Source organism: Streptomyces sp. NPDC107538 (assembly GCF_055657445.1).
Genome location: NZ_JBVKAY010000006.1, coordinates 200,393 through 225,435, shown reverse-complemented (window position 1 = coordinate 225,435; position 25,043 = coordinate 200,393). Strand labels below are relative to the sequence as shown.

The following is a 25,043-nucleotide window of genomic DNA, read 5'->3' as shown; positions in this document are numbered from 1 at the left end:
GCGGGGAACTGCGCGACAAGCCACGACGATCCCGCACCCGACAACCGAACCGATCCCCCCGAGCCCTTAGGGGTCGCCGATTCCCGGCGGCGCGCCGGGCGCGTAGTCGGCCGCCGAGGCCGGGATCGCCAGCAGCAGGGAGGCCAGGAAAGCACCCGGGGCGATGAGTCTGCGGTGCACGAATCACTCCAAGTCGTGGGGGGAGCTCTTGCGTGTGACTGTCCGGACCTTATTCAGTCCCTGTGGGCCCGGCCGTGTCCATGGCCGCCGCTGTCACACGATCGCCATTCGGCCGACATGACCGACCCGGCCCGACGCTCCTTTCCGGCCACACCGTGGCCGAAGCCCCGCGAGCCCCAAAAGGGCCTCTTTTGCACGGGAGTTGACCGCAGTACCGTCCGCGCATGCCGATACCAGTGCGACGCACACGCTTCACGATCTGGAGATCGCTCGCGACGGCGGCCACGGCCGCCGCCCTCACGGCCACGTTCCTCACCCCCGCGGTCGCCGGCACCCCGGCCCCCAGGAAGAGCGAACCGGTCTACTCGTACGACAACGCCATCCGCGAGGCCGTCTGGGTGGACACCGGCCTCGACGGCGACCGCGACGGCCGGTCCGGCCGGGTCGCCGTCGACATCGTCCGCCCGAGTGAACCGGCTCAGCGGGGCCGCAAGATCCCCGTGATCATGGACGCCAGCCCGTACTACTCCTGCTGTGGACGAGGCAACGAGAGTCAGCGCAAGACGTACGACGCGAACGGGAACGTCGTCCAGATGCCGCTGTTCTACGACAACTACTTCGTGCCCCGCGGCTACGCCTTCGTCGCCGTCGACCTCGCCGGGACCAACCGTTCCGACGGCTGTGTGGACGTCGGCGGCCGCTCCGACATCCAGTCCGCCAAGGCGGTCGTCGACTGGCTCAACGGCCGGGGCAGGGCGTACACCACCCGCACGGGCACCACGCGGGCCAAGGCCGGCTGGAGCAACGGCAGGACCGGCATGATCGGCAAGAGCTACGACGGCACGATCGCCAACGGCGTGGCCGCCACCGGTGTCGAGGGCCTGGAGACGATCGTCCCGATCGGCGCGATCTCCTCCTGGTACGACTACTACTTCGCCGAGGGCGCCCCCCTCTACAACTCCGGCCCCGAATGGCTGTCGGACTACGTCGAGAGCCCCGACGCCCGCGCGAAGTGCGGAGCCGTCCAGCGGGAACTCGTCGACGGGGCACCCCGCACCGGCGACTGGACCCCCCTCTGGACCGAACGCGACTACGTCAAGGACGCCCGGAAGATCGACGCCAGCGTCTTCGTGATCCACGGACAGCAGGACCTGAACGTCCGCGCCAAGCACTTCGGCCAGTGGTGGGACGCCCTCGCGAAGCACGGCGTGGAGCGCAAGATCTGGCTCTCCCAGGTCGGCCATGTGGACCCCTTCGACTTCCGCCGCGCCGAGTGGGTCGACACCCTGCACCGCTGGTTCGACCATGAACTCCTCGGCTACGACAACGGCATCGACGACGAGCCGATGGCCGACATCGAACGCCACCCGGACCAGTGGGAGACCGCCAAGGTCTGGCCGCCGCGCACCACGAAGGCCACGACCCTCCGCCCGGCCCGGGGCGGCGAGCCAGGCGTCGGCACCCTCGGCCTGCGCAAGCGGCCCGGCACCGAGACCTTCACCGACAACCCCGCGCTGAACGAGACCGACTGGGCCGCCCACATCGACCGGTCCACCCCCGAGAAGGCGGGCTTCGTCACCCCGCCGCTCACCAGGGACCTGCGGCTGTCCGGCTCCTCCCAGGTGACCGTCACCGCCACGCCCACCACCTCCACCGCCCACCTCTCGGCGGTCCTCGTGGACCTCGGCCCGGACACCATCCGCGACTACTCCGGCGCGGGCGAGGGCATCACCACCCTCACCGAACGCAGCTGCTGGGGCCCGAGCACCACCGGCGACAGCTCCTGCTTCCGGGAAACCACCGCCAGGAACGCCGACGTCGAGTACACGATCTTCAGCCGCGGCTGGGCCGACCTCGGCAACCACTCCTCCACCACCGGAGCCCCGCTCACCCCCGGCACCCCGTACACGATCACCCTCGACCTGCACGCCAGCGACCACGTCGTACCGGCGGGCCACCGGCTCGCGCTGATCGTCGCGGGCACCGACGAGGACCTGATCGACCCGCCGTCGAGCACCCCCACCCTGACCCTCGACCTCGGGCGCACATCCGCCAAGGTCCCGCTGGTCGGCGGCGCCCCGGCCTTCGCGAAGGCCACCTCGGGCAGCACCGCCCGCCCGGAGTCCTCCGTCCTCGACGGCGTACGCGACCCGAACCGCGCCGCCCGCGTCCCGGGCGGTGGCGCATGAGGGCCCGGATCGCGACCCTGATCGCCACCGCGCTCGCCGCGCCCCTCCTCGCGACGCCCGCGCAGGCGACCACGGCCGACAGCACCCCGCCGCGCACCGGCTTCGAACAGTCGGACGGCGCACGGTGGACCAGCCAGCCGGAGGAGCAGGAGTTCCTGGCCGCCGTCGACCGGCGCAGCGACCGGGTGTCGATCACCCGCATCGGCACGACGAAGCAGGACCGGCCGCTGCGACTCGTCCGTATCGGCACCCGCCCCACCTCACGCACGGTCCTCCTCATCTGCAGCCAGCACGGCGACGAGCCCTCCGGCCGCGACGCCTGCCTGACCACGATCCGCGACCTCGCCTTCGCCAGGGACGCGCGGACCGAGCGGCTGCTGCGCTCCACCACCGTCCTCGTCGTGCCCACCGCCAACCCCGACGGCCGGGCCGCGAACACCCGGGGCAACAGCGACGGCGTCGACATCAACCGCGACCACCTCGCGCTCCAGACCGCCGAGGCACGGGCCCTCGCCGCCGTCATCCGCGACCGCAGACCCGACATCGTCTACGACCTGCACGAATACGGCGCCACACCGCAGTACTACGACAAGGACCTCTTCGACCTCTGGCCGCGCAACCTGAACACCGACCCGGCCGTCCACACCGAGGCCCGCACGCTCTCCCTCGGCCACGTCCGCTCGGCCGCCGGGACCGCCGGTTACTCGACCGGCACCTACGGCATCTGGACCGACCCGGTCACCGGTGACCCGATCCGCCAGGTCGCGGGCGACGGCCAGGAACGCATCCTGCGGAACATGTCCGGAATCAAGCACTCTGTCGGCCTGCTGATCGAGAGCCGGGTGGAACCGCCGACGGCCGACACCCCGGAACCCGTCAACAACCGGCGCCGGGTGCACTCCCAACTCGCCGCTCTCAAGGGCCTGTTCGGCTTCGCGGCGGAACGCGGCCGACAGGTCGACCGGGTCACCGGCGCGGCCCGGCTCGTGGGCCTCCGCGACACCGGCCCGGTCTACGTCGGCGGCGCCGACAACGACCCCGCCGAACCCTCCGAGGTGATCCAGGACCCGCCCTGCGGCTACCGGCTCACCGCACAGCAGTACGCGGAGTTCGCGGACGAGCTGGCCCTCCACGGAGTCCGCGTACGCCCAGGTGAGGACGGTGCCGGCGTCCTCGTACCGCTCCGCCAGCAGCTGCGCGCGCTGGTCCCGCTGCTGCTGGACGCGCGGGCGCCGTATCGCCTGACGGAGGGGGCTCCCGACACCACCTGTTGAACAAGTAGGGGTCGGCGTCACATGTGGTAGGGGTTCCTGGGCAGGAGAAGGTCAGTTCCAGCCACTCGCCGAAAGGTTCCACCTGTGACGCACGATCATCGCACCACCCACCACGGGGGAGGCGCGCTTCCGGGTTCGGAGGCGGGCCTCTCCGGCGGCGGGCGGCCCCGGACGGACCGTGTCGTGTTCGGAGTGACGGCGGCACTCACCCTGGCCTTCGTGCTCTGGGGCGCCATCTGGACCGACTCGCTCGAAACCGCCTCCGGCAAGCTGCTGAACGGCCTGATCCACAACGGTGGCTGGGCGTTCATGCTGGCCGCCTCCTGTTTCGTCGTCTTCGCCCTGTGGCTCGCGGTCAGCCGCTACGGCCGCATCCACCTCGGCGTCGAGGGCGAGAAACCCGAGTTCCGCACGGTCTCCTGGGTCGCCATGATGTTCAGCGCCGGCATGGGCATCGGCCTGATGTTCTACGGCGTCAGCGAGCCCCTCGCCCACTACACCTCGCCCCCGCCGGGCACGAACCCCGGCGGTTCCGGCGAACGCATGGAAACGGCGATGGCGACCACGCTGTTCCACTGGACGCTGCACCCCTGGGCGATCTACGCCGTCGTCGGCCTCGCCATCGCCTACAGCACCTTCCGCAAGCAGCGCCGCCAGACCATCAGCGCCGTCTTCACCCCGCTGATCGGCGAGAAGAACGCCAACGGCACCGCCGGCCGGGTCATCGACATCCTCGCGATCGTCGCCACGATCTTCGGCTCGGCGGCCTCCCTGGGCCTCGGCGCCCTCCAGATCGGCTCCGGCTTCACGGAGCTGAACTGGATGAACAAGGTCAGCACCGGCCTGCTCGTCGGCATCATCGCGGTCCTCACCCTGGCCTTCGTCGCCTCCGCCGTGTCCGGTGTGGAGAAGGGCATCCAGTGGCTGTCCAACACCAACATGGTGCTGGCCCTGGTGCTCGCGGTCTTCGTCTTCGTCGCCGGCCCGACCATCCTGATCCTCGACCTGCTGCCCACCTCGGTCTTCGCCTACCTCGGTGACCTGCCCCAGCTCGCCGGCCGCACCGAGGCCTCCGGTGGCGAGGGCGTCGCCGACTGGCTCGGCAGCTGGACCGTCTTCTACTGGGCGTGGTGGATCTCCTGGACGCCCTTCGTCGGCATGTTCATCGCCCGCATCAGCCGGGGCCGCACGATCCGCCAGTTCGTCGGCGGTGTCATCCTCGTCCCCAGCTCCGTCAGCCTCGTCTGGTTCGCGGTCTTCGGCGGTACGGCGATGAAGCTCCAGGAGCAGGGCCGGATCGGTGAGGAGGCCACCCCCGAGGGCCAACTCTTCGCCGTCCTCCACGAGTTCCCCATCGCCACGGTCTCCAGCCTGCTCGTGATGATCCTCGTCGGCATCTTCTTCGTCTCCGGCGCCGACGCCGCCTCCATCGTCATGGGCACGCTCTCCCAGCGCGGTGCGCTCGAACCCGGCCGCTTCGTCGTCGTCTTCTGGGGCGTCGTCACCGGAGCCGTCGCCGCGATCATGCTCCTCGTCGGCAGCGGCCAGGGCGACGCGCTCACGGGCCTCCAGAACCTCACGATCCTCGCCGCCGCGCCGTTCGTCCTGGTGATGATCGGCATGTGCGTGGCCCTCATGCGCGACCTGCGCCGCGACCATGTGATCGTCCGCGAGGAGATGGCCTCCGAAGCGGTCGAACTCGCCGTCATCGAGGGCCACAAGCGTTACGACGGCGACTTCGAGATCAGGGTCGGCCCCGGCCAGGGAACGGAGGTCGAGGGCGACCCGATCGGCACCCGCGAGGAGTGAGGCCGTTGCGGGGAGCGCCGTTGGGGCGCGGGAAGGGGGCGGCTGCGGGTCCGTCGTGGCTGGTCGCGCAGTTCCCCGCGCCCCTGGGGGGTCATCCGGTGGCTATATGAGCCGCCTCCCTTGCACAGCCCCACGCCACCGTCACCCCGGCCCCGCCGTGCCCGTAGTTGTGCACCAACACCCGCCCGCCCGGCAGGAGTTCACGCTCCAGACGCACCGCCGGGCGGGACGGCCGCAATCCCACCCGGTGCTCGATGATCCGCGCCCCCGAGATCTCGGGCCGCAGCACCGCACACCGCGCCACGATCTCCTCCGCGATCACCGGATCCGGCGTCAGCGACCAGGCGTCCTCCTCCGCCGTACCGCCGAGGATCAACCCACCCGGCTGCGGAATGAAGTACGTGCTCTTGGACGCGGAGTGATCCACCGACGTGAGCCAGGTCGTGACCCCCGGGTTCTCCACGACGACCAACTGCCCCCGCACCGGCCGTACGGAGGGATCCGGGACCAGCTCCCGCGCACCGATCCCCGTGCAGTTGACGACGACGGCCGCCTCCACCGCCGCGAGGTCGGTCACCGTCCGCTCCTCCACCACCCCGCCCGCCGCGACGAACCGCGCGCGCAGCCACCGCAGATGGACCGGCATGTCGATCAGCGGCAGCCGCGCCCACAGCCCGACCCCCGGGTACTCCCCGGCCGTCGCCACGCGCAGTCCCGCCACCCGCGAGGCCCACTCGCCGAGCCCGTCCAGCGCGGTCTCGCCGTGTACGCCCTCGACCATACGTACGCCCGTCTCGTCCGGGCGGGCCGCCAACTCCTCGTACACGGACAGGGTGTCGAGTGCCCACGCGCCGACGAGTTCCTCCGGTTCGATCCGGTAGGGCCACCACAGTCCGCCCGCGACGGCGGACGTCGTGCGCTCTTCGGGCTCCCGTGCCCAGATCTGAACCCGTCTGCCGCGCTCCGCCAGCACGACGGCCGTCGTCAGACCGACGACCCCGCCACCGACCACGATCACGTCGCTCATATCGCTGTTCGATTCATTGGCCACGCGGGGACGTTAACGGAATATGTCCTGCCGTGCTCACAAGTCTGCCTTTGTGGGGATACTCACACCATGTCCGCCGAATACGCGACCTTCGGCCTGGCACCGGCGATGCGAGCGGGTGGCGTCCTCGCCAACGGTGACTACCAGGCGCACCGGGACTTCGTGGACTTCATGGTCGACGGACGCCCGCTGCTGTTCCAGCTCTCCGACCTCGACGCCGTCTCCCCCCTCGCCTCCGACATCCCGCCCTCGATCTTCACGGCCCAGGTGCGCAGCCTGCTCCTGGAGGCCGAAGCACCCCTCACCCGCGGCCGTTACGTCATCTACGGCTGCCCCGAATGCGCCGACCTCGCCTGCGGAGCCGTGACCGCGGTGATAGAGCGCGACGGCGACGACTTCGTGTGGCGGGACTTCGCCTGGCAGACGGAGGAGGAGGCCGACCTCAAGCTCAACGGCTACACGGGCATCGGTCCCTTCCGGTTCCACGGCCCCGAGTACCGGAGCGCGCTGCAGTCTCTGTTGCGCGAGTCCGCCGCCGAGCCGTCGGGCCGGCGCCGGGTCCTCCTCATCGGTGCCCGGGTCGCCGTCCTCGCCAAACTCGCCGCGGCCCTGCGCGCGATCGGGATCGGCGCGGACATAGCGCACGACACGACCGGAGTGACCCCCGACGAACTGCGGACCTACGGTGTCGTGGCCTTCGGCGGGGCCGTCGGCGCGGCCGACCGCGACGCGGTACGGCTGGCCTTCGACCGGGCGGGAGTCCGGGTCGCGTACGTCGAGGGGCTCGCCCCGATCATTCCGCTCCTCGTCGCCCAGATCGAACACGCCCTCGACCGCAGCCCCACGGAACAGCGCCGCCTCACCCGCCTCGTCGCCGCCGGCGGCCAGGCCGGCATCGAGATCACCTCCACCTGCCGCGTAGAACTCACCGCCTACCGCCTGGACCGCCTCTACCGCCCCCACACCTACCGCTTCTTCGACGGCATCCTCCCCGCAGGCCAACACCGCATCGGCCTGCACCCCAGGGCAACGAAGGGAGACTCCTTCATCGTGGCCCGCACCTCAGGCACGGTCCTGGTGGAACCGATGACGTCATAAGGGCCCCGGGGTGCGCTGTCGTCCGCGGGCCCGGTGGGGGCTGGTCGCGCAGTTCCCCGCGCCCCTGAAAAGCAGGGGCTGCGCCCCGTGCTTTTCGCCCCTGAGTGGCCGTAGGCCCTCAAGGGGCGCGGGGAACTGCGCGAGAAGCCCCACCGGGCGGACGCTTGGGGGTCGAAGGGGCGCAGCCCCTTGAGGATGGGACGGGCAGGGGCGGCGGGGGCGAGAAAGAAGACGGAGCCCCCACCGCCGCTGGGAGCACCCACCCCCTGTCGTTAAAATCGCCCCTCGTGACCGCCACCCTCGTCGTCAAGAACCTCACCGCCGCCCACGGCGACCGCCCCCTCTTCTCCGCCCTCGACCTCGTCATCGCCCCCGGAGACGTCATCGGCCTGGTCGGCGCCAACGGCGCGGGCAAATCCACCCTCCTCCGCCTCCTCGCCGGCCTCCTCCCCCCGGAGGAGGGCGAGCTACGCCTCTCCCCACCGACGGCGACCATCGGCCACCTCCCGCAGGAGCCGGAGCGCCGCGAGGGCGAGACCGTACGCGAGTTCCTCGCCCGCCGCACCGGCGTGGCCGAGGCCCAGCGGGTGATGGACGAGGCCACCCAGGCGCTGGTGGACGGCGCGCCGGGCGCCGATGACGCGTACTCGGTGAGCCTGGAGCGCTGGCTAGACCTGGGCGGCGCCGACCTCGACGAGCGCGCGGCGGAGGTCGCCGACACCCTCGGCCTCGGCGTCGACCTGGACCAGCCGATGACCGGCCTTTCCGGCGGCGAGGCCGCCCGCGCCGGCCTCGCCTCCCTCCTCCTCTCCCGCTACGACGTCTTCCTCCTCGACGAGCCCACCAACGACCTCGACCTGGACGGCCTGGAACGCCTCGAACGCTTCGTCTCCGGTCTGCGCGCCGGCACGGTCGTCGTCAGCCACGACCGCGAGTTCCTCACCCGCACCGTCACCAAGGTCCTCGAACTCGACCTCGCCCAGAACCAGATCAACCTCTACGGCGGCGGCTACGAGGCCTACCTGGAGGAGCGCGAGACGGCCCGCCGGCACGCCCGGGACGACTTCGAGGAGTACGCCGACAAGAGGGCCGCCCTCCAGGACCGCGCCCAGATGCAGCGCTCCTGGATGGACAAGGGCGTCAAGAACGCGCGGCGCAAGGCGAACAACGACAACGACAAGATCGGCCGCAAGTTCCGCAGCGAGGCCAGCGAGAAGCAGGCCGCGAAGGCTCGGCAGACCCAGCGCATGATCGAACGGTTGGACGTCGTCGAGGAGCCGCGCAAGGAGTGGGAGCTGCGGATGGAGATCGCGTCGGCCCCGCGCTCCGGTGCCGTGGTCGCCACGATGCGCGACGCGGAGGTACGGCGGGGTGACTTCGCCTTCGGACCGGTGTCCCTGCAGATCGACTGGGCCGACCGGATCGCCATCACCGGCGCGAACGGCGCGGGCAAGTCGACGCTCCTGGGCGCGCTGCTCGGCCGCGTCCCCCTGGACTCGGGCCACGCCGCGCTCGGCTCGGGCGTCCTCGTCGGCGAGGTCGACCAGGCCCGGGGGCTCTTCCACGGCCCCGAGTCCCTGCTCGACGCGTTCTGCGCGGCGGTCCCCGACACGGAGCCCGCCGAGGTCCGCACCCTCCTGGCCAAGTTCGGCCTGAAGGCCCACCACGTCCTACGCCCCGCCGTCACCCTCTCCCCGGGCGAGCGCACCCGCGCGGCCCTCGCGCTCCTCCAGGGCCGAGGCGTCAACCTGCTCATCCTCGACGAGCCCACGAACCACCTCGACCTCCCGGCCATCGAGCAACTCGAATCCGCGCTCGACACGTACGAGGGCACGTTGCTTCTGGTGACCCATGACCGCCGGATGCTGGACGCGGTAAGGGTCACTCGGCGCTTCGTGGTGGCGGCGGGGAAGGTGACGGAGAGCTGAGGCCTTCGTCGTCGGCTGCGGGTGAGTGGGGGCTGGCCGCGCAGTTCCCCGCGCCCCTGAAAAGCAGGGGCTGCGCCCCGTGCTTTTCAGACCCGCCCCCGGTCGTCTTTCAGGGCCGCGGGGGCCTGGATCTTCAGGGGCGCGGGGAACTGCGCAAGAAGCCCCACCGGACCCGCACTCACCCACCCACCTAAAACGCTCACCCCCGCTTCTTGTCCACCAACCCCGCCCGCCGCAACGCATCAGCCATCGCACTGTTCGCCGGCGGCGCAGCCGCAGCCGCACCCCCCTGCCGCGACCCCCCACGCCCCTGCTGCCGAGGCGGCTGCCCGCCACGGGCCCCGCGCTGGGGCCGAGACCCACCAGACTGCCCGGCGGCTCCCTTCGGCGCCGCCTCGTCGTCCAACCGCAGCGTCAACGAGATCCGCTTCCGCGGAATGTCGACCTCGAGCACCTTCACCTTCACGATGTCCCCGGGTTTGACCACATCCCGCGGATCCTTCACGAAGGTCTTCGACAACGCCGAGACATGCGCGAGCCCGTCCTGGTGGACACCGACGTCGATGAACGCCCCGAACGCCGCCACGTTCGTCACGACACCCTCCAGCACCATCCCGGACACCAGGTCGGAGATCTTCTCGACGCCCTCCTTGAAGGTGGCCGTCTTGAACGCGGGCCGAGGATCCCGCCCCGGCTTCTCCAGCTCCTTGAGGATGTCCGACACGGTCGGCAGACCGAACGTCTCGTCCACGAAGTCCCCGGCCCTGAGCGACCGCAGCACCCCCGTGTTCCCGATGAGCGCCGCCACCTCCTGCCCGGAGGTCTTCACCATCCGCCGCACGACGGGGTACGCCTCCGGATGCACACTGGACGCGTCCAGCGGGTCGGAACCGCCCCGGATCCGCAGGAAGCCCGCGCACTGCTCGTACGCCTTGGGACCGAGCCTCGCCACACCCTTCAGCTCGGAACGCGAGGTGAAGGGGCCGTTGGCGTCACGGTGGGCCACGATGTTCTCCGCGAGCCCGGAGGAGATACCGGAGACCCGGGCCAGCAGCGGCGCGGAGGCGGTGTTCACGTCCACACCCACGCCGTTCACACAGTCCTCCACCACCGCGTCCAGCGAACGCGACAGCTTCACCTCGGACAGGTCGTGCTGGTACTGCCCGACACCGATCGACTTCGGGTCGATCTTCACCAGCTCGGCCAGCGGGTCCTGGAGGCGGCGCGCGATGGACACCGCGCCCCGCAGCGAGACGTCCATCCCGGGCAGCTCCTGCGAGGCGAACGCCGACGCCGAGTACACGGACGCGCCCGCCTCGGACACCATCACCTTGGTGAGCTTCAACTCCGGGTGCCTGGTGATCAGTTCACCGGCGAGCTTGTCGGTCTCGCGGGAGGCCGTGCCGTTGCCGATCGCGATCAGGTCGACCGCGTGCTCCTTGGCGAGCCGCGCCAGCTTGGCGAGGGCCTCGTCCCACTTGTTGGCCGGGACGTGCGGGTAGACGACGTCGGTGGCGACGACCTTGCCGGTGGCGTCCACCACGGCGACCTTCACGCCCGTACGGAAACCGGGGTCGAGGCCCAGCGTCGCGCGGGTGCCGGCGGGGGCGGCGAGCAGCAGATCGCGCAGGTTCGCCGCGAACACGTTCACCGCCTCGTCCTCGGCGGCCGTCCGCAGCCGCAGCCGCAGATCGATGCCGAGGTGGACGAGGATCCGGGTCCGCCAGGCCCAACGGACCGTGTCCTTCAGCCACTTGTCGGCGGGCCGACCGCGGTCGGTGATGTCGAAGCGATGGGCGACGATGCCCTCGTACGACGAAGGGCCGGGCTGCTCGGAGGGCTCCTCCGGCTCCAGGACGAGATCGAGGACGTCCTCCTTCTCGCCGCGCAGCATCGCCAGGATGCGGTGGGAGGGCAGTTCGGTGAAGGGCTCGGCGAAGTCGAAGTAGTCGGCGAACTTGGCGCCCGCCTCCTCCTTGCCGTCCTTGACCTTGGCGGCCAGCCGGCCCCGTACCCACATGCGCTCGCGCAGCTCGCCGATCAGGTCGGCGTCCTCCGAGAACCGCTCGGTGAGGATGGCCCGCGCGCCGTCCAGCGCGGCCTGCGGATCGGCGACGCCCTTCTCGGCGTCCACGAACGCCGCGGCGGCGGCCAGGGGATCCACGGTCGGGTCGCCGAGCAGGCCCTCGGCCAGCGGTTCGAGACCGGCCTCCCGGGCGATCTGCGCCTTCGTGCGGCGCTTCGGCTTGAACGGGAGGTAGATGTCCTCCAGCCGCGCCTTGGTCTCGGCGCCGCGGATCTGCGCCTCGATCTCGGGCGTCAACTTGCCCTGCTCGCGCACCGACTCCAGGATCGCCGTCCGCCGCTCCTCCAGCTCCCGCAGATAGCGCAGCCGCTCCTCCAGCGTGCGCAGCTGCGCGTCGTCGAGCATCTCGGTCGCTTCCTTGCGGTAGCGGGCGATGAAGGGCACGGTCGAACCGCCGTCGAGCAGCTCCACCGCGGCCCTGACCTGCCGCTCCCGTACGCCGAGCTCCTCGGCGATCCTGCCTTCGATGGACCCTACGAGGGGTGTCGTCACGTTGCCGTACCGCCTTCTCCACTGAGGTTGCGCGGCAATTGTGGCAGGTGGCACCGACAGCGGGGGATCAGGGAGCGAAACGCGCGCGTCCGGGACAGAGGAGGAGCCGGACACGTGGCCGTGTCCGGCTCCTCAGGTCTGCGGCCCTGCCGTCCTCAGGCCCGCCGGGCCCGCCCGCCGCGGCGCGTCGAACTCGACGCGCCCCCGAAGAGCCGGGCCAGCGCCCGGAACGGCAGCGTGACCACCGTGGCGATGGCCCCACCGATCTGCCGCAACACGTCTGCGATCGCACGGAACACGTACTTCCCCTTTCGTCTCCCGGCTGGCTGGGCCAGGAACGATCGGGTACCGCGCCCCGTCCGGTTCATGCCTGGACCGGCCCGCTCCGGTCTGCTCCGGTTTGCTCAGTGCCTGCCGCTCAGCGCTTGCCGATCATTCCCGCCGGGAAGGCCCCCGCGCCGAGCATCGTCGTCACCAGCCCCTGCATCAGCTCGGTGAGCCGCTCCACCCCGGCCGCGCCCAGATGCTCGTACGGCGCCAGGTCGAGGCGGTCCGTCGCGTTCTCGATCTCCCCGCGCAGTGCGACCCCCGCCTCCGTCAGCTCGCCCTCGGAGTCGAGCAGCCCGCGCTCGCGGAGCCGGGCGGTCGCGGCGTCCCACTCGTCCCTGGTCCAGCCACGCGTGCCCAGGACCCACTTCGGGGACATGCCCTTCCCGGTCGCGCTGTGGCTGGCCAGGGCCTCCACCGGGTCGAGCCCCGCGTCGAGGAGCACCGCGAGATGCCCGTCGCCCCGGTGTTCCCGCAGCAGCGTGGTCGCGTGCCAGAGCGCGAGATGCGGGCGCTCGGGTACGGGCAGATCGGCGTGCGCGGCGTACAGAGGGCGCGCGGTCCTCGTGCACGCCTCGGTGGCGCGCAGGGCCAGTTCCGCGGCCTCGGCGACCTCCGCGGAAGCGATCAGTTCCTCGCCGAGGAGCCGCCGCAGCGTCACGTCGGCGGTGCGCTCACGGGCCGCCAGCACCACGGCCGGCGACGCCGTCTCCCATACGGCCGGGACGTGCTCCGCCACCAGCTCGTGCCGGAAGTTGAAGAACGTGGCCGTCACCGCGCCCGCGCCGACGCGGCCCATGGGCGCCGCCCGGACCGCGAAGTACGCCGCCCGCGGGTCCTCCACCCCGACGGCGGCCAGTTCTCGCCCCAGGTCCGGCGAGAAGTAGTGCGCGGAGTGGAACGGGTTGAGGAGGCTGTGGCAGCGCCGCCCGGCGCGCTCCGGCAGAGAGGAAGTCATGACCGGAAGGTTACCGACCGGTTGGTTCGTGGCCCACCCGAGGGGAAGCATGGCAGGAAAGGTGGGGTGCTCGTCATTGCGGACATGGACCGCCCGCCCAAGAATCGAAGGCATGCGAACCGTCCTGGTCGTCCTCTTCGACGACGTGCAGAGCCTCGACGTCACCGGTCCGCTGGAGGTCTTCGCCGGCGCCGAACAGCACACCCCCGGGACCTACCGCATCGCCACGGCCTCGCTGGACGGCGCGCCCGTCCGTACCTCCAGCGGTCTCACCCTCGTCCCGGACCACGCCCTGGCCGACGCGCCCGCCCCGCACACCCTGGTCGTCCCGGGCGGCCGGGGCACCCGGAATCCCGCCCCCGAGGTCGTCGCCTGGCTGCGGGCGCACGGCCCGCGCGCGGAGCGCCTGGTCTCGGTCTGCACCGGCGCGATCCTGCTCGCCGAGGCGGGCTTCCTGGACGGCCGCAGGGCCACCACGCATTGGGCGTACTGCGACACCCTGGCCCGCAGGCACCCGGCGATCGAGGTAGACCCGGACCCCATCTTCATCCGCGACGGACGGATCGCCACCTCCGCCGGTGTCACCTCCGGCATCGACCTCGCCCTCGCCCTCGTCGAGGAGGACATCGGCCGCGAAGCCGCCCTCGCCCTTGCCCGCCATCTGGTCGTCTTCCTCCGCAGACCGGGCAACCAGGCCCAGTTCAGCGCCCAGCTCGCCGCCCAGACCGCCCGGCGGGAACCGCTGCGCGAGGTCCAGCAGTGGATCACCGAGCACCCGGGCGACGATCTGGGCGTCGAGCGGCTGGCCGCCCGCGCCCGGCTCTCGCCCCGCCACTTCGCCCGCGCCTTTCAGGCAGAGACCGGGATGACCCCGGGTCGGTACGTCGACCGCGTCCGCCTCGAACACGCCCGCCGCCTCCTGGAGGACACCTCCGACGGCGTCGAGGAGATCTCCCGCACCTGCGGCTACGGCACCTCCGAGGCCATGCGCCGCGCCTTCGTGAAGACCCTCGCCACACCCCCGGCGGAATACCGCCGCCGCTTCCGCCCGGCCCCGGCCGACTGAGCGATTGCGGCCGACTGAGCCGCCGCGGACCGGCAGCCGCGGACCGGCAGCCCCGGACGGGCAGCCGCAGACCGGCAGAAGCGGACCAGTCAATTCCGGCCGAGCCGCCCCGCACCGAACCACCCTGCACCCAGCCGCCCCGCACCCGGCCGACTCTCACCGACCCGACCCGACCCGACCCGCACCGACCCGCGCCCGGCCGATTCTCACCGACCCGACCCGACCCGACCTGACCTGACCCGACCCGACCCGCGCCGCCCCGCACCCGGCTGAGTCTCACCGACCCGCCCCTCACCGCCCCGCACCGACCCGCCCCTCACCGCCCCGACCGCCACCGAAAGGCCCCCGATGCAGATCGCCATCGTCCTCTTCGACCGCTTCACCGCCCTCGACGCGGTGGGCCCCTACGAGATGCTCGTGCGGCTCCCCGACGCCGACCTCGTCTTCGTCGCCGAGGAGGCCGGCCCCGTCCGCTCCGACACCGGCTCACTCGCGATCACGGCCGACAGGACGCTCGCGGAGGTCCCGGCCCCGGACATCGTCGTCGTCCCGGGCGGTCCCGGCCAGCTCGACCAGATGGAGAACGAGACCCTCCTCGACTGGCTGCGCACGGCCGACCGTACGAGCGCCTGGACGACCTCCGTGTGCACCGGCTCGCTGCTGCTGGCCGCGGCGGGGCTCCTCGAAGGCCGACGGGCCACCACGCACTGGCTCGGACTGGACTACCTCAAGCGGTTCGGCGCCGAGCCGACGGGGGAGCGGGTCGTGATCGACGGCAAGTACGTCACCGCGGCCGGGGTGTCCTCCGGCATCGACATGGGCCTGACCCTGGTCGGCCGGGTCGCGGGCGACGAACACGCCCAGGCCGTACAGCTGTTGACCGAGTACGACCCGCAGCCGCCGTACGACGCGGGCGCCCCGCACAAGGCGCCCGCCCACCTCGTGGAGGAGTTCCGCACCAAGAACCGCTTCGCCCCGAAGTGAGGCGCCGGGGCCGCCTCACACCGTCCAGGTGAACCGGGGCGGCCTGCGCTCCAGGAACGCGGTGACGCCCTCCGCGGTGTCGCCGCTGCCACGCGCCTGCCCGGCCCAGTGGTCGTCGCGGTCGGTCCGGCCGTTCGCGAACTCCTTGGCCGCCGCCTGCGTCAGCTGGGAGCGTGAGACCAGCACCCGGGTGAACTCCGCGACGCGCACGCCCAGTTCACCGGTCGGCAGCACCTCGTCCACCAGCCCCGTGCGCAGCGCCCGCTCCGCGTCGATCAACTCGCCGGAGAACAGCAGGTACTTGGCGGTGCCCGGCCCGACCAGCGACACCAGCCGCCGGGTGGAGGAGGACGCGTAGACGATCCCCAGCTTCGCGGGCGTGATCCCGAACAGCGCCCCCTCCTCCGCGAACCGCAGATCGCAGGCCGCCGCCAACTGGGCGCCGCCGCCCACACAGTGCCCGCGGATCGCCGCCAGGGTCGGCTTGGGGAAGGCGGCGAGCGCCTCCTCGGCGAGGCACGCCAACCCCTGGGCCTCGCCCGGGGACTCCCGTAGCGTGGAGATGTCGGCCCCCGCACAGAACGTCCCGCCCTCCCCGGTGAGCACCAGGACCCGTACGCCGGGGTCGGCGGCCAGCCGGTCGAGCAGCGGCGGCAGCGCCCGCCACATCCCGGCCGTCATGGCGTTGCGCTTGGCCGGGTGGTGGACGACGACGGTCGCGGCCCCGTCGGCGACGGTGTCCAGCAGCTGAGGCTCCATGCACCGGATGCTAGCCACCCCTCCCGCCCATACGATCAAGAAGGGGCCCGGAACCGCGAGGAGGCCCCCCATGCTCGGATCCAGGAAGGCCAAGGCGAAGCCCACCGCGAAGGACCCCACGTCCGCGCCGGCCGGGACGGGTGTGTACACCGCCGAGGACGTGGACGCCGAGACCGCCCGGCTCAGCCGGGGCTTCGGCCGGCTCGCCGTGCTCGGTGTGGTCCTGGTGATCGCGGGGATCGTCGGACTCTGCTACGTGGGCTTCGCCACCCTGACCACGATGATTCTCTTCGGCTGGCTGCTGCTGGTCGGCGGCGCGATCGGACTGCTGCACGCGGTCGAGGCGCGCGGCACCCACTTCTTCTGGCTCGGCGTCGTGGTCGCCGCGCTGAACATCGCGGCCGGTGTGGTCGTCATCAAGAGCCCGGAGGTCGCGGCCGAGGCGCTCACCATGTTCGCCGCGCTGCTCTTCCTGACCGGCGGGGTGTTCCGGCTGGTCGGCAGCCTCGTGGTGCGCGGCCCCCAGTTCGGCTGGACCCTCGTGCAGGGCGCCTTCGGACTCCTCCTGGGCATCCTGGTCCTCGCCTCCTGGCCGAGCAGCAGCAAGTACGTCATCGGTACCTTCTTCTCGCTCGCCCTGCTCTTCGACGGCCTCGGTCTGATCGCCACCGGCTACGGCGGCCGGCGCGTCGTCGGCCTGGTCTCCGAGCGGCTCACGGAGAGTGAGCGGCCGCGGGAGGAGGCGAACGGGTCCGGCGCCAAACCCGTACAACCCGAATAGTTCCGAATGCGGCACACCTCGAACAGGAGCGGTCATGCGCCTGGCTGACTCGCTCGCGAGTGGTCCGAAAGTCGTCGATACGCGCTGACTTCTGTTCAGTTCTCCGTGCGCGGCGCTGGGTTACCAACACTCGACATGTGGTGACAATCGAGCGCAAGGGTGGCGACCGGACAATGGACGACCAAGGGCGCGGGAGCGACCCACGCCCTGACGGCGGCGGGCACGGCCCCGACGCCCCTCGGCCGCCGGAGCCACTGCCCTACGAAGGGGTCTGGCGGTTCACCGCTGCCGCCGTCGACGCCTCGGTGCCGCAGGCGCGGCGCGCCGTCCGGGACCTGCTCGCCCGACAGGGCGTACCGATCTCGGACGACCTCGTCCAAGGACTTCTGCTGATCGTCTCCGAGCTGGTGACGAACGCCGTGAAACACGCGGCGCTCCTGTCGCCCACCCTCGCCGTCGAGGTCGCCGTCGGAGCGGAGTGGGTGCGTGTCTCGGTGGAGGACAACCACCCCTACCGCCCGACCGCCCTGGAGACCGACCACGGCCGGCTCGGCGGCCGTGGTCTGCTCCTGGTGCGTGAGATCACGCTGGAGGCGGGCGGGGTCTGCGACGTCGAGCACACCGCGAGCGGCGGCAAGGTGATCTGGGTCGCCCTGCCGCTCGAACCCGCACGCCTGATCCAGGGGTGACCATCCAGGGGTGGTCGTAGGAGTGGTGGGATCACCGGCCCCGGACCGGGACCGGTGACCCCGGCGCCGTCACCAGCCCGCGGCCGGTCCCGTCAGCTCCCTGATCGCCGGCCGGGCCATGTCCAGGACCGTCATGAACCAGGCCGAGAAGGTGTCCTTGGCATGCCGCTCCGCCAGCTCGGCGGGGGTGACGAACGCGGTGTCCCCGACCTCCTCCGGATCCGGCCGGAGCGGGGTCTGCAGCAGCCCGACGAACAGATGGTTGAACTCCTGCTCCACCAGGCCCGAGGCCGGGTCCGGGTGGTTGTAGCGGACCGTGCCCGCCTCGCCGAGCAGCGCCGGGGAGACCCCCAGCTCCTCGTACGTCCGCCGCGCCGCCGCCGCGAAGGGGGACTCGCCCGGGTAGGGGTGGCCGCAGCAGGTGTTCGACCAGACGCCGGGGGAGTGGTACTTGCCGAGGGCCCGCTGCTGGAGCAGCAGCCGCCCGCGCTCGTCGAAGAGGAAGACGGAGAAGGCCCGGTGCAACTGTCCGGGCGGTTGATGAGCGGACAGCTTCTCCGCGGTGCCGATCGTGGTGCCGTCCTCGTCGACCAGCTCCAGCAGGATCGCTTCCGTGGTGCCGCTCGGGGGACTGTGCATCGCGGTGGCAGGTGTGATCGGCATGCCCATCCTTCGCCTCGTTCTTCGAGCCTCAAGTTTGCCGCACGAAAACCGGCACACCCGGCACTTCGCGCCAACCTGCATGTCCTACCCGCGCACCCCGCCCGAAGACACATGCGGAACGCGCGTCAGACCCCGAAGGCGGCCGGATACCTGATGGTGCCGGGTGCCACGGAAGCGGAACCGTCCAGTACCAGCGCCATCATCGCCGCGTCCGGCACATCGAAATCAGGCCGGATGCCGTACTCGGAAGCACGTACGAATCCAAAGCACGGGTAGTACTCCGGGTGCCCCAGGACGAGGACGAGCCGCTCCCCGCGCGCGCGTGCCGCCTCCAGCGCCGCCCGTACGACGGCCGCTCCCGCCCCCTGCCGCTGACGGTCCGGCAGCACCGCGACGGGGGCCAGCGCCAGCGCGGGCGTCTCGTCCACATGACAGCGCGTGATCAGCGCGTACGCCGCGATCGTGCCGTCCGGCGCCTCGGCCACGAACGACAGCTCCGGCAGCCAGGCCCCCGGGTCCTCGCGCAGCGCGTCGACCAGCCTCGCCTCCGCGTCGGTCTCGAAGGCGGCGGCGTTGACGCCGAACACCTCCTCCCGGTCGGCGGGCGTCTCCGGCCGCGTGGTCCAGACGGTCGTCAGTGGCACAGCTTCGCCTCGTGTTCCGCGTGGCCGCTCGGCTCCAGCTGGAAGGTGCAGTGCTCGACGTCGAAGTGGTCGCCGATGCAGCCCTGGAGCTCGTGCAGCATCTTCTCGTGGCCGATGGAGTCCAGCGTGTCGGAGCCGACCACCACATGGGCGGAGAGCACCGGCATCCCGGAGGTGATCGTCCAGGCGTGCAGATCGTGGACGTCCGCCACACCCGGCAGCGCCAGTATGTGGGCCCGGACCTCGGCCATGTCGACGTTCTTCGGTGCCGCCTCCAGCAGGACGTCGAGGGTCTCGCGCAGCAGCTTCACCGTGCGCGGGACGATCATCAGACCGATGACCAGCGAGGCGATCGGGTCGGCGGCCTGCCAGCCGGTGAGCAGGATGACCGCCGCCGAGATGATCACCGCCAGCGAGCCGAGCGCATCCGCGGCCACCTCCAGGAAGGCGCCCCGGACGTTCAGACTGTCCTTCTGGCCGCGCATCAGCAGCGTCAGCGAGATCATGTTGGCGACCAGACCGATCGCGCCGAACACGACGGTCAGCCCGCCCTGGGTCCCCACCGGTGTGATGAACCGCTGGATCGCCTCGTACAGCACATAGCCGCCGACGCCGAGCAGCAGCAGACAGTTGGCGAGCGCCGCGAGTATCTCGGCGCGGGCGTAGCCGAAGGTGCGGTTGCCGCTGGGCGGGCGGTTCGCGAAGTGGATCGCGAGGAGGGCCATGCCGAGGCCCACCGCGTCCGTCGCCATGTGGGCCGCGTCCGCGATGAGCGCCAGCGAATCGGCGAGCACACCGCCGACGATCTCGACCACCATGACGGTGAGCGTGATCGCCAGCGCGATCCGCAGCCGCCCGCGGTACGCCGCTGCCGCCGTACCGGTGGTCGGCGCGTGATGCGCGTGCCCGTGGTCGTGACCGGCCCCCATGGGAATCCGCCTCTCGAATGCGTCCGTGATACGTCCGTGTGTTCGGCTCCGGATCACAGTGAACTACGGGCGGGGGGTATCCGGCAACGCGGCACTGAACACCGTTGTCATGTGCTCTGACCTGCGGAAACGATATGCAGGTCAGAGGCCGCGGTGCAGTCGCCAGCCTGCCCAGGCCGACTCGACCATCTCGGGTACCCCGCGCCGGGCCGTCCAGCCGAGTTCCCGTGCGGCCAGCGCGGCCGAGGCGACCGCGCGCGGGGCGTCGCCGGGGCGGCGGGGCCCGACCAGCGCGGGACGCCGGTCGCCGGTCACCTCCCCGATGAGATCGACGAGTTCGCGGACCGAAACGCCTTCGCCGCGGCCGATGTTCACGGTCAGATCGCCCGAGGCGTCTCCGCCGGTCAGGCGCCGGGCCGCCGCGAGATGGGCGTCGGCGAGATCGGCGACATGGATGTAGTCCCGGACGCAGGTGCCGTCCGGGGTCGGGTAGTCGTCGCCGAAGATCCGCGGGGCCTCGTCGCGGGTGAGGCGGTCGAAGACCATCGGGATGACGTTGAACACGCCGGTGTCCGCGAGGGCCGGGTCGGCGGCGCCCGCCACGTTGAAGTAGCGCAGGCACACGGTCGCGATGCCGTGCGCCCGCCCGGCGGCCCGGACCAGCCACTCACCGGCGAGCTTGGTCTCGCCGTACGGGCTCATCGGGGCGCACGGGGTGTCCTCCGTGATGAGGTCCGCGTCCGGGTTGCCGTAGACGGCGGCGGAGGAGGAGAAGAGGAAACGCTCGACCCCGGCACCGGCCACGGCCTCCAGGAGGGTGGCGAGACCGCCGACGTTCTCCTGGTAGTAGCGGGTGGGCTGGGCCACGGACTCGCCCACCTGCTTACGGGCGGCGAGGTGGACCACGCCGGTCACGGCGTGCTCGGCGAGGACGCGCTTGAGGAGGTCGCCGTCGAGGGCGGAGCCGTGGATGAGGGGGATGTCCTCGGGGAGGCGACCGCGTACGCCCGCGGAGAGGTCGTCCAGTGCGACGACCCTCTCGCCCGCCCCGGTCATGACCTTCGCCACGTGTGCGCCGATGTAGCCCGCCCCGCCTGTGATCAGCCATGTCATGCGGTCAACCTTATGCGGGGTGGCTGTTGTGCCCATTCGCCGTGGGGGGTGTGGAGGGATGGCGGGTGCGGCCTTCGTCGAGGCTGGCCGCGCAGTTCCCCGCGCCCCTTGGCGGGGGCGAGGCTGGGCCACCGCTTTGAGTTGTTACCAACCGATATCCGCACCGGAGTTTGTGGCGCAACCCCCACATCCCCGATGATGATCGCGGCGGAGGGCCGACGAGCTGAGCAGGCGTAACTGATCGGGCCGTGAACGGGCGGTGAACGTCCGCTTCCCTTCATCCGATAACCTCTGCCGACACGCCGCCGGGCCCCAGGCCCTGTGCGCCTCCACCACGTTCACATGTCCGGCGCGGTCGCGTCGGCACCCAGGGAGTGAGTTCGTCTGTCGACCGCCATCCTCACCGGTCAGCCGGTGCCCGGGTCGTCGCTGGAGGGCGATCTGCGGTCGCTCGGCTTCGACGTGCGGGTCGCCTCCGACGCCGGTGACGCCCGGACGCTCCTGGCGACGGTCCCCGCCGGCCAGCGGGTCGCGATCGTCGACGCCCGCTTCGTGGGCCATGTGCACGCATTGCGCCTGGGACTCACCGACCCCCGCTTCGATGCCGCCGCCCTCCCGGGCGCGGTGACGGCGCGGCCCGCCGCCCGCCAGGCGCTCACCCGGGCCCTGGCCCGCGAGAACTCCGCGGCGAGCGGCGGCACGGCCGTCGCCCTCTCCGACAAGCTCGACAGCGTCGCCGACCGGGTCGTCGCCGCCCTCGACACCGACGGCGTCCCCCTGTACCGGCCCGAACTCGGCACCCTGGTCGCCGCCGTCCCCGCCGACCCGCAGGCCCGCAACGAGGCCCGCCAGGCGGTCGCCGCCGTCGACGACGAGGCCGTACGGCTGCGTACGGCGGTGAAGTCCCGCGACGGCTTCTTCACCACCCACTTCATCAGCCCGTACTCCCGCTACGTCGCCCGCTGGTGCGCCCGCCGGGGCCTGACCCCGAACCAGGTCACCACGGCCTCGCTGATCACCGCGCTGATCGCGGCCGGCTGCGCGGCCACCGGCACCCGCGGCGGCTTCGTCGCCGCCGGCGCGCTGCTGCTCCTCTCCTTCGTCCTCGACTGCGCCGACGGGCAGCTGGCCCGCTACTCGCTGCAGTACTCGACGCTCGGCGCCTGGCTCGACGCCACCTTCGACCGGGCCAAGGAGTACGCCTACTACGCGGGCCTCGCCCTCGGCGCGGCCCGGGGCGGCGACGACGTCTGGGCGCTCGCCCTCGGCGCGATGGTCCTGCAGACCTGCCGCCACGTCGTCGACTTCTCCTTCAACGAGGCGAACCACGACGCCACAGCCAACACCAGCCCCACCGCCGCCCTCTCCGGCAAACTCGACAGCGTCGGCTGGACGGTGTGGCTGCGCCGCATGATCGTCCTGCCGATCGGCGAGCGCTGGGCCATGATCGCCGTCCTCACGGCCGTCACCACGCCCCGCATCACCTTCTACGCGCTGCTCGTCGGCTGCGCCTTCGCCGCGACCTACACCACGGCGGGCCGTGTCCTGCGCTCGCTGACGCGCAAGGCGCGGCGGACCGACCGGGCCGCCCGGGCGCTGGCGGACCTCGCGGACACCGGCCCGCTCGCCGAGGCGCTGGCGCGGTTCCTGCCGGGCCCGCCGCGCAACACGGCACTCCTCGGCGCGGCCTTCGGAGCCGTGGCCGTGGTCACGGCCGCCTGGGTCTGGGGCGCGTCCTGGCAGGCCGTCCTCGCGGCCGGGCTGTACGTCCTGCTGTCGGCGGAAGCCGTCGAGCGCCCCCTCAAGGGCGCCCTCGACTGGCTGGTCCCCCCGCTCTTCCGCGCCGCCGAATACGGCACCGTTCTGCTCCTCGCGGCCAAAGCCGAGGTGAACGGAGCCCTTCCTGCGGCTTTCGGGCTGGTGGCGGCCGTCGCCTACCATCACTACGACACGGTGTACCGCATCCGCGGCGACGCCGGCGCGCCACCGCGGTGGCTGGTGCGGGCGATCGGTGGTCACGACGGCAGGACCCTGCTGGTCACCGTCCTCGCCGCGCTGCTCGCGCCCACAGAGTTCACAGTCGCGCTCACGGCTCTCGCCGTGGCCGTGGCCCTGCTGGTGCTTCTCGAGAGCATCCGCTTCTGGGTGACCGCTCACAAGACCGGCGCACCCGCCGTACACGATGAAGGAGAACCCGCATGATCGGCCTCGTGCTGGCGGCCGGCGCCGGACGGCGTCTTCGCCCCTACACCGACACCCTTCCCAAGGCACTCGTGCCGGTCGGTCCCGAGGGCAACGAGGACAGCCTCACCGTTCTCGACCTCACCCTCGGCAACTTCGCCGAGATCGGCCTGACCGAGGTCGCGATCATCGTCGGGTACCGCAAGGAGGCCGTCTACGAGCGCCGCGAGGCGCTGGAGCAGAAGTACGGCGTCAAGATCACCCTCATCGACAACGACAAGGCCGAGGAGTGGAACAACGCCTACTCCCTGTGGTGCGGCCGTGACGCCATCAAGCACTCGGTGATCCTCGCCAACGGCGACACCGTGCACCCGGTCTCCGTCGAGAAGACGCTGCTCGCCGCCCGCGGTGACGGCAAGAAGATCATCCTCGCCCTCGACACGGTGAAGTCCCTCGCCGACGAGGAGATGAAGGTCGTCGTCGGCCCCGAGGGTGGCATGACGAAGATCACTAAGCTGATGGACCCGGCCGAGGCGACCGGTGAGTACATCGGCGTCACCCTCATCGAGGGCGAGGCCGCCGACGAGCTGGCCGACGCCCTGAAGACGGTCTTCGAGACGGACCCGCAGCAGTTCTACGAGCACGGCTACCAGGAGCTGGTGAACCGCGGCTTCCGTATCGACGTCGCGCCGATCGGTGACGTCAAGTGGGTCGAGATCGACAACCACGACGACCTCGCCAAGGGACGTGAGATCGCGTGCCAGTACTGACGAGGCTCATCCCCTCGCCGGTCGTCGTGGACATCCGTCCCGGCGCGCTCGATGATCTGGCGACGATCCTGTCGGACCAGCGCATCGCGCCGTCGGGCCGGCTGGCCTTCGCGATCAGCTCGCGCTCCGGCGCGGCGCTGCGCGACCGGTTCGCCCCGGCGCTGCCGGAGGCGGACTGGTTCTGCGACGCCGACGGCACCATCGACGGTGCGGTCCGGCTCGCCGACTCGATCAAGAAGGGCGGTCACTACGACGCCGTGGTCGGGCTCGGCGGCGGCAAGGTCATCGACTGCGCCAAGTACGCGGCGGCCCGGGTCGGCCTGCCGCTGGTCGCCGTGGCCACGAACCTCGCCAACGACGGTCTGTGCTCACCGGTCGCCACCCTCGACAACGACGCGGGCCGCGGCTCCTACGGTGTGCCGAACCCGATCGGCATCGTCATCGACCTGGACGTCATCCGTGAGGCCCCGGTGCGCTTCGTGCGGGCCGGTATCGGCGATGTGATCTGCAAGATCTCCGCCGTCGCCGACTGGGAGCTGTCCAGCCGCGAGACCGGCGAGAAGGTCGACGGACTGGCCGCCGCCATGGCCCGCCAGGCCGCCGAGGCCGTGCTGCGCCACCCCGGCGGAGTCGGCGACGACGACTTCCTGACCACGCTCTCCGAGTCCCTCGTACTGTGCGGGATCTCCATGTCCGTGGCCGGCGACAGCCGTCCCGCCTCGGGCGCCTGCCACGAGATCAGCCACGCGTTCGACCTCAGCTTCCCCAAGCGCAACGCCCTGCACGGCGAACAGTGCGGTCTCGGCGGCGCGTTCGCCACGTTCCTGCGCGGCCACCACGAGGTCGCGGGCCAGATGGTCGAGGTGCTGCGCCACCACGGTCTGCCCGTCCTGCCGGACGAGATCGGCTTCACCGTGGACGAGTTCGTCCAGGTCGTGGAGTTCGCCCCGCAGACCCGGCCGGGCCGCTACACCATCCTGGAACACCTCGAACTGAGCACCGACCAGATCAAGGACGCCTACGCCGACTATGCCAAAGCCATCAGTAGCTGAACTCCGTCCGGTCGTTCACCCCC

The 25,043-nt window shown here is 71.5% G+C and carries 21 protein-coding genes; 12 read left to right on the top strand and 9 right to left on the bottom strand.

Annotated features, from left to right (window positions below):
* The first annotated feature begins 404 nt into the window (after positions 1-404).
* From ACZ7MG_RS22755 to ACZ7MG_RS22745, 3 genes are all read left to right on the top strand, one after another.
* Positions 405-2,369, top strand: coding sequence for a Xaa-Pro dipeptidyl-peptidase (locus tag ACZ7MG_RS22755; protein ID WP_471390864.1), 1,965 nt, complete (start codon positions 405-407; stop codon positions 2,367-2,369).
* The gene (locus ACZ7MG_RS22750; RefSeq protein WP_471390866.1) at positions 2,366-3,643 is read left to right on the top strand and encodes a M14 family metallopeptidase; all 1,278 of its coding nucleotides are present in this window, start codon (positions 2,366-2,368) and stop codon (positions 3,641-3,643) included. The genes ACZ7MG_RS22755 and ACZ7MG_RS22750 overlap by 4 nt, the downstream gene beginning before the upstream one ends.
* An 84-nt stretch (positions 3,644-3,727) precedes the next feature.
* Positions 3,728-5,452: a BCCT family transporter gene (locus tag ACZ7MG_RS22745; RefSeq protein WP_471390867.1), complete on the top strand. Its 1,725-nt coding sequence runs from the start codon at positions 3,728-3,730 to the stop codon at positions 5,450-5,452.
* Positions 5,453-5,543: 91 nt separating this feature from the next.
* Here the strand turns inward: ACZ7MG_RS22745 and ACZ7MG_RS22740 are convergent, their stop codons facing one another.
* The gene (locus tag ACZ7MG_RS22740; protein ID WP_471391334.1) at positions 5,544-6,479 is read right to left on the bottom strand and encodes an FAD-dependent oxidoreductase; all 936 of its coding nucleotides are present in this window, start codon (positions 6,477-6,479) and stop codon (positions 5,544-5,546) included.
* Positions 6,480-6,569: 90 nt separating this feature from the next.
* Between ACZ7MG_RS22740 and ACZ7MG_RS22735 the strand changes: the two genes are divergently transcribed.
* Positions 6,570-7,598 carry an oxidoreductase gene (locus ACZ7MG_RS22735; protein ID WP_471390870.1) on the top strand — a complete coding sequence of 343 codons (1,029 nt, stop codon included), beginning with the start codon at positions 6,570-6,572 and terminating at the stop codon, positions 7,596-7,598.
* Between the two features lie 287 nt (positions 7,599-7,885).
* The gene (locus ACZ7MG_RS22730) at positions 7,886-9,526 is read left to right on the top strand and encodes an ABC-F family ATP-binding cassette domain-containing protein (RefSeq protein ID WP_471390873.1); all 1,641 of its coding nucleotides are present in this window, start codon (positions 7,886-7,888) and stop codon (positions 9,524-9,526) included.
* Positions 9,527-9,725: 199 nt separating this feature from the next.
* Here the strand turns inward: ACZ7MG_RS22730 and ACZ7MG_RS22725 are convergent, their stop codons facing one another.
* From ACZ7MG_RS22725 to ACZ7MG_RS22715, 3 genes are all read right to left on the bottom strand, one after another.
* Complete coding sequence (locus ACZ7MG_RS22725; RefSeq protein WP_471390876.1) at positions 9,726-12,104, bottom strand: Tex family protein; 2,379 nt, start codon at positions 12,102-12,104, stop codon at positions 9,726-9,728.
* 155 nt (positions 12,105-12,259) lie between these two features.
* Positions 12,260-12,403: an LPFR motif small protein gene (locus tag ACZ7MG_RS22720; protein ID WP_471390879.1), complete on the bottom strand. Its 144-nt coding sequence runs from the start codon at positions 12,401-12,403 to the stop codon at positions 12,260-12,262.
* A 119-nt stretch (positions 12,404-12,522) separates the two neighbouring features.
* Positions 12,523-13,389: an SCO6745 family protein gene (locus ACZ7MG_RS22715; protein ID WP_471390882.1), complete on the bottom strand. Its 867-nt coding sequence runs from the start codon at positions 13,387-13,389 to the stop codon at positions 12,523-12,525.
* A gap of 112 nt (positions 13,390-13,501) precedes the next feature.
* On the opposite strand from ACZ7MG_RS22715, the gene ACZ7MG_RS22710 reads away from it, so the two are divergent.
* Positions 13,502-14,455, top strand: coding sequence for a GlxA family transcriptional regulator (locus ACZ7MG_RS22710; protein ID WP_471390885.1), 954 nt, complete (start codon positions 13,502-13,504; stop codon positions 14,453-14,455).
* Positions 14,456-14,803: 348 nt separating this feature from the next.
* A complete protein-coding gene (locus ACZ7MG_RS22705; RefSeq protein WP_471390888.1) occupies positions 14,804-15,439 on the top strand; it encodes a DJ-1/PfpI family protein in 636 nt (211 codons plus the stop codon).
* 15 nt (positions 15,440-15,454) lie between these two features.
* Here ACZ7MG_RS22705 and ACZ7MG_RS22700 read toward each other — a convergent pair whose 3' ends face one another.
* A complete protein-coding gene (locus ACZ7MG_RS22700; protein ID WP_471390890.1) occupies positions 15,455-16,198 on the bottom strand; it encodes an enoyl-CoA hydratase/isomerase family protein in 744 nt (247 codons plus the stop codon).
* Positions 16,199-16,268: 70 nt separating this feature from the next.
* Between ACZ7MG_RS22700 and ACZ7MG_RS22695 the strand changes: the two genes are divergently transcribed.
* Positions 16,269-16,979, top strand: coding sequence for an HdeD family acid-resistance protein (locus tag ACZ7MG_RS22695; protein WP_471390892.1), 711 nt, complete (start codon positions 16,269-16,271; stop codon positions 16,977-16,979).
* Positions 16,980-17,152: 173 nt separating this feature from the next.
* Positions 17,153-17,668: an ATP-binding protein gene (locus ACZ7MG_RS22690; RefSeq protein WP_471391336.1), complete on the top strand. Its 516-nt coding sequence runs from the start codon at positions 17,153-17,155 to the stop codon at positions 17,666-17,668.
* Positions 17,669-17,737: 69 nt separating this feature from the next.
* On the opposite strand, the gene idi is transcribed toward ACZ7MG_RS22690, so the two are convergent.
* The 4 genes from idi to galE form a co-directional block, all read right to left on the bottom strand.
* On the bottom strand, positions 17,738-18,331 hold the full coding sequence (gene idi / locus ACZ7MG_RS22685) for an isopentenyl-diphosphate Delta-isomerase (RefSeq protein WP_471390893.1): 594 nt from the start codon (positions 18,329-18,331) through the stop codon (positions 17,738-17,740).
* Positions 18,332-18,456: 125 nt separating this feature from the next.
* A complete protein-coding gene (locus ACZ7MG_RS22680; RefSeq protein ID WP_471390895.1) occupies positions 18,457-18,975 on the bottom strand; it encodes a GNAT family N-acetyltransferase in 519 nt (172 codons plus the stop codon).
* A complete protein-coding gene (locus ACZ7MG_RS22675; protein ID WP_471390897.1) occupies positions 18,966-19,904 on the bottom strand; it encodes a cation diffusion facilitator family transporter in 939 nt (312 codons plus the stop codon). Before ACZ7MG_RS22675 ends, ACZ7MG_RS22680 begins: the two co-directional genes overlap by 10 nt.
* Before the next feature lie 141 nt (positions 19,905-20,045).
* Positions 20,046-21,017, bottom strand: coding sequence for a UDP-glucose 4-epimerase GalE (gene galE / locus ACZ7MG_RS22670; RefSeq protein ID WP_471390900.1), 972 nt, complete (start codon positions 21,015-21,017; stop codon positions 20,046-20,048).
* Positions 21,018-21,401: 384 nt separating this feature from the next.
* Here galE and ACZ7MG_RS22665 point away from each other — a divergent pair, with 384 nt between their 5' ends.
* Genes ACZ7MG_RS22665 through ACZ7MG_RS22655 form a run of 3 tightly spaced genes read left to right on the top strand, consistent with a single transcriptional unit; the run spans position 21,402 to position 25,020 of the window.
* A complete protein-coding gene (locus tag ACZ7MG_RS22665; RefSeq protein ID WP_471391339.1) occupies positions 21,402-23,219 on the top strand; it encodes a DUF5941 domain-containing protein in 1,818 nt (605 codons plus the stop codon).
* Complete coding sequence (locus ACZ7MG_RS22660; protein WP_046913553.1) at positions 23,216-23,968, top strand: phosphocholine cytidylyltransferase family protein; 753 nt, start codon at positions 23,216-23,218, stop codon at positions 23,966-23,968. The genes ACZ7MG_RS22665 and ACZ7MG_RS22660 overlap by 4 nt, the downstream gene beginning before the upstream one ends.
* On the top strand, positions 23,956-25,020 hold the full coding sequence (locus ACZ7MG_RS22655) for an iron-containing alcohol dehydrogenase family protein (RefSeq protein ID WP_471390903.1): 1,065 nt from the start codon (positions 23,956-23,958) through the stop codon (positions 25,018-25,020). Before ACZ7MG_RS22660 ends, ACZ7MG_RS22655 begins: the two co-directional genes overlap by 13 nt.
* Positions 25,021-25,043 lie beyond the last annotated feature (23 nt).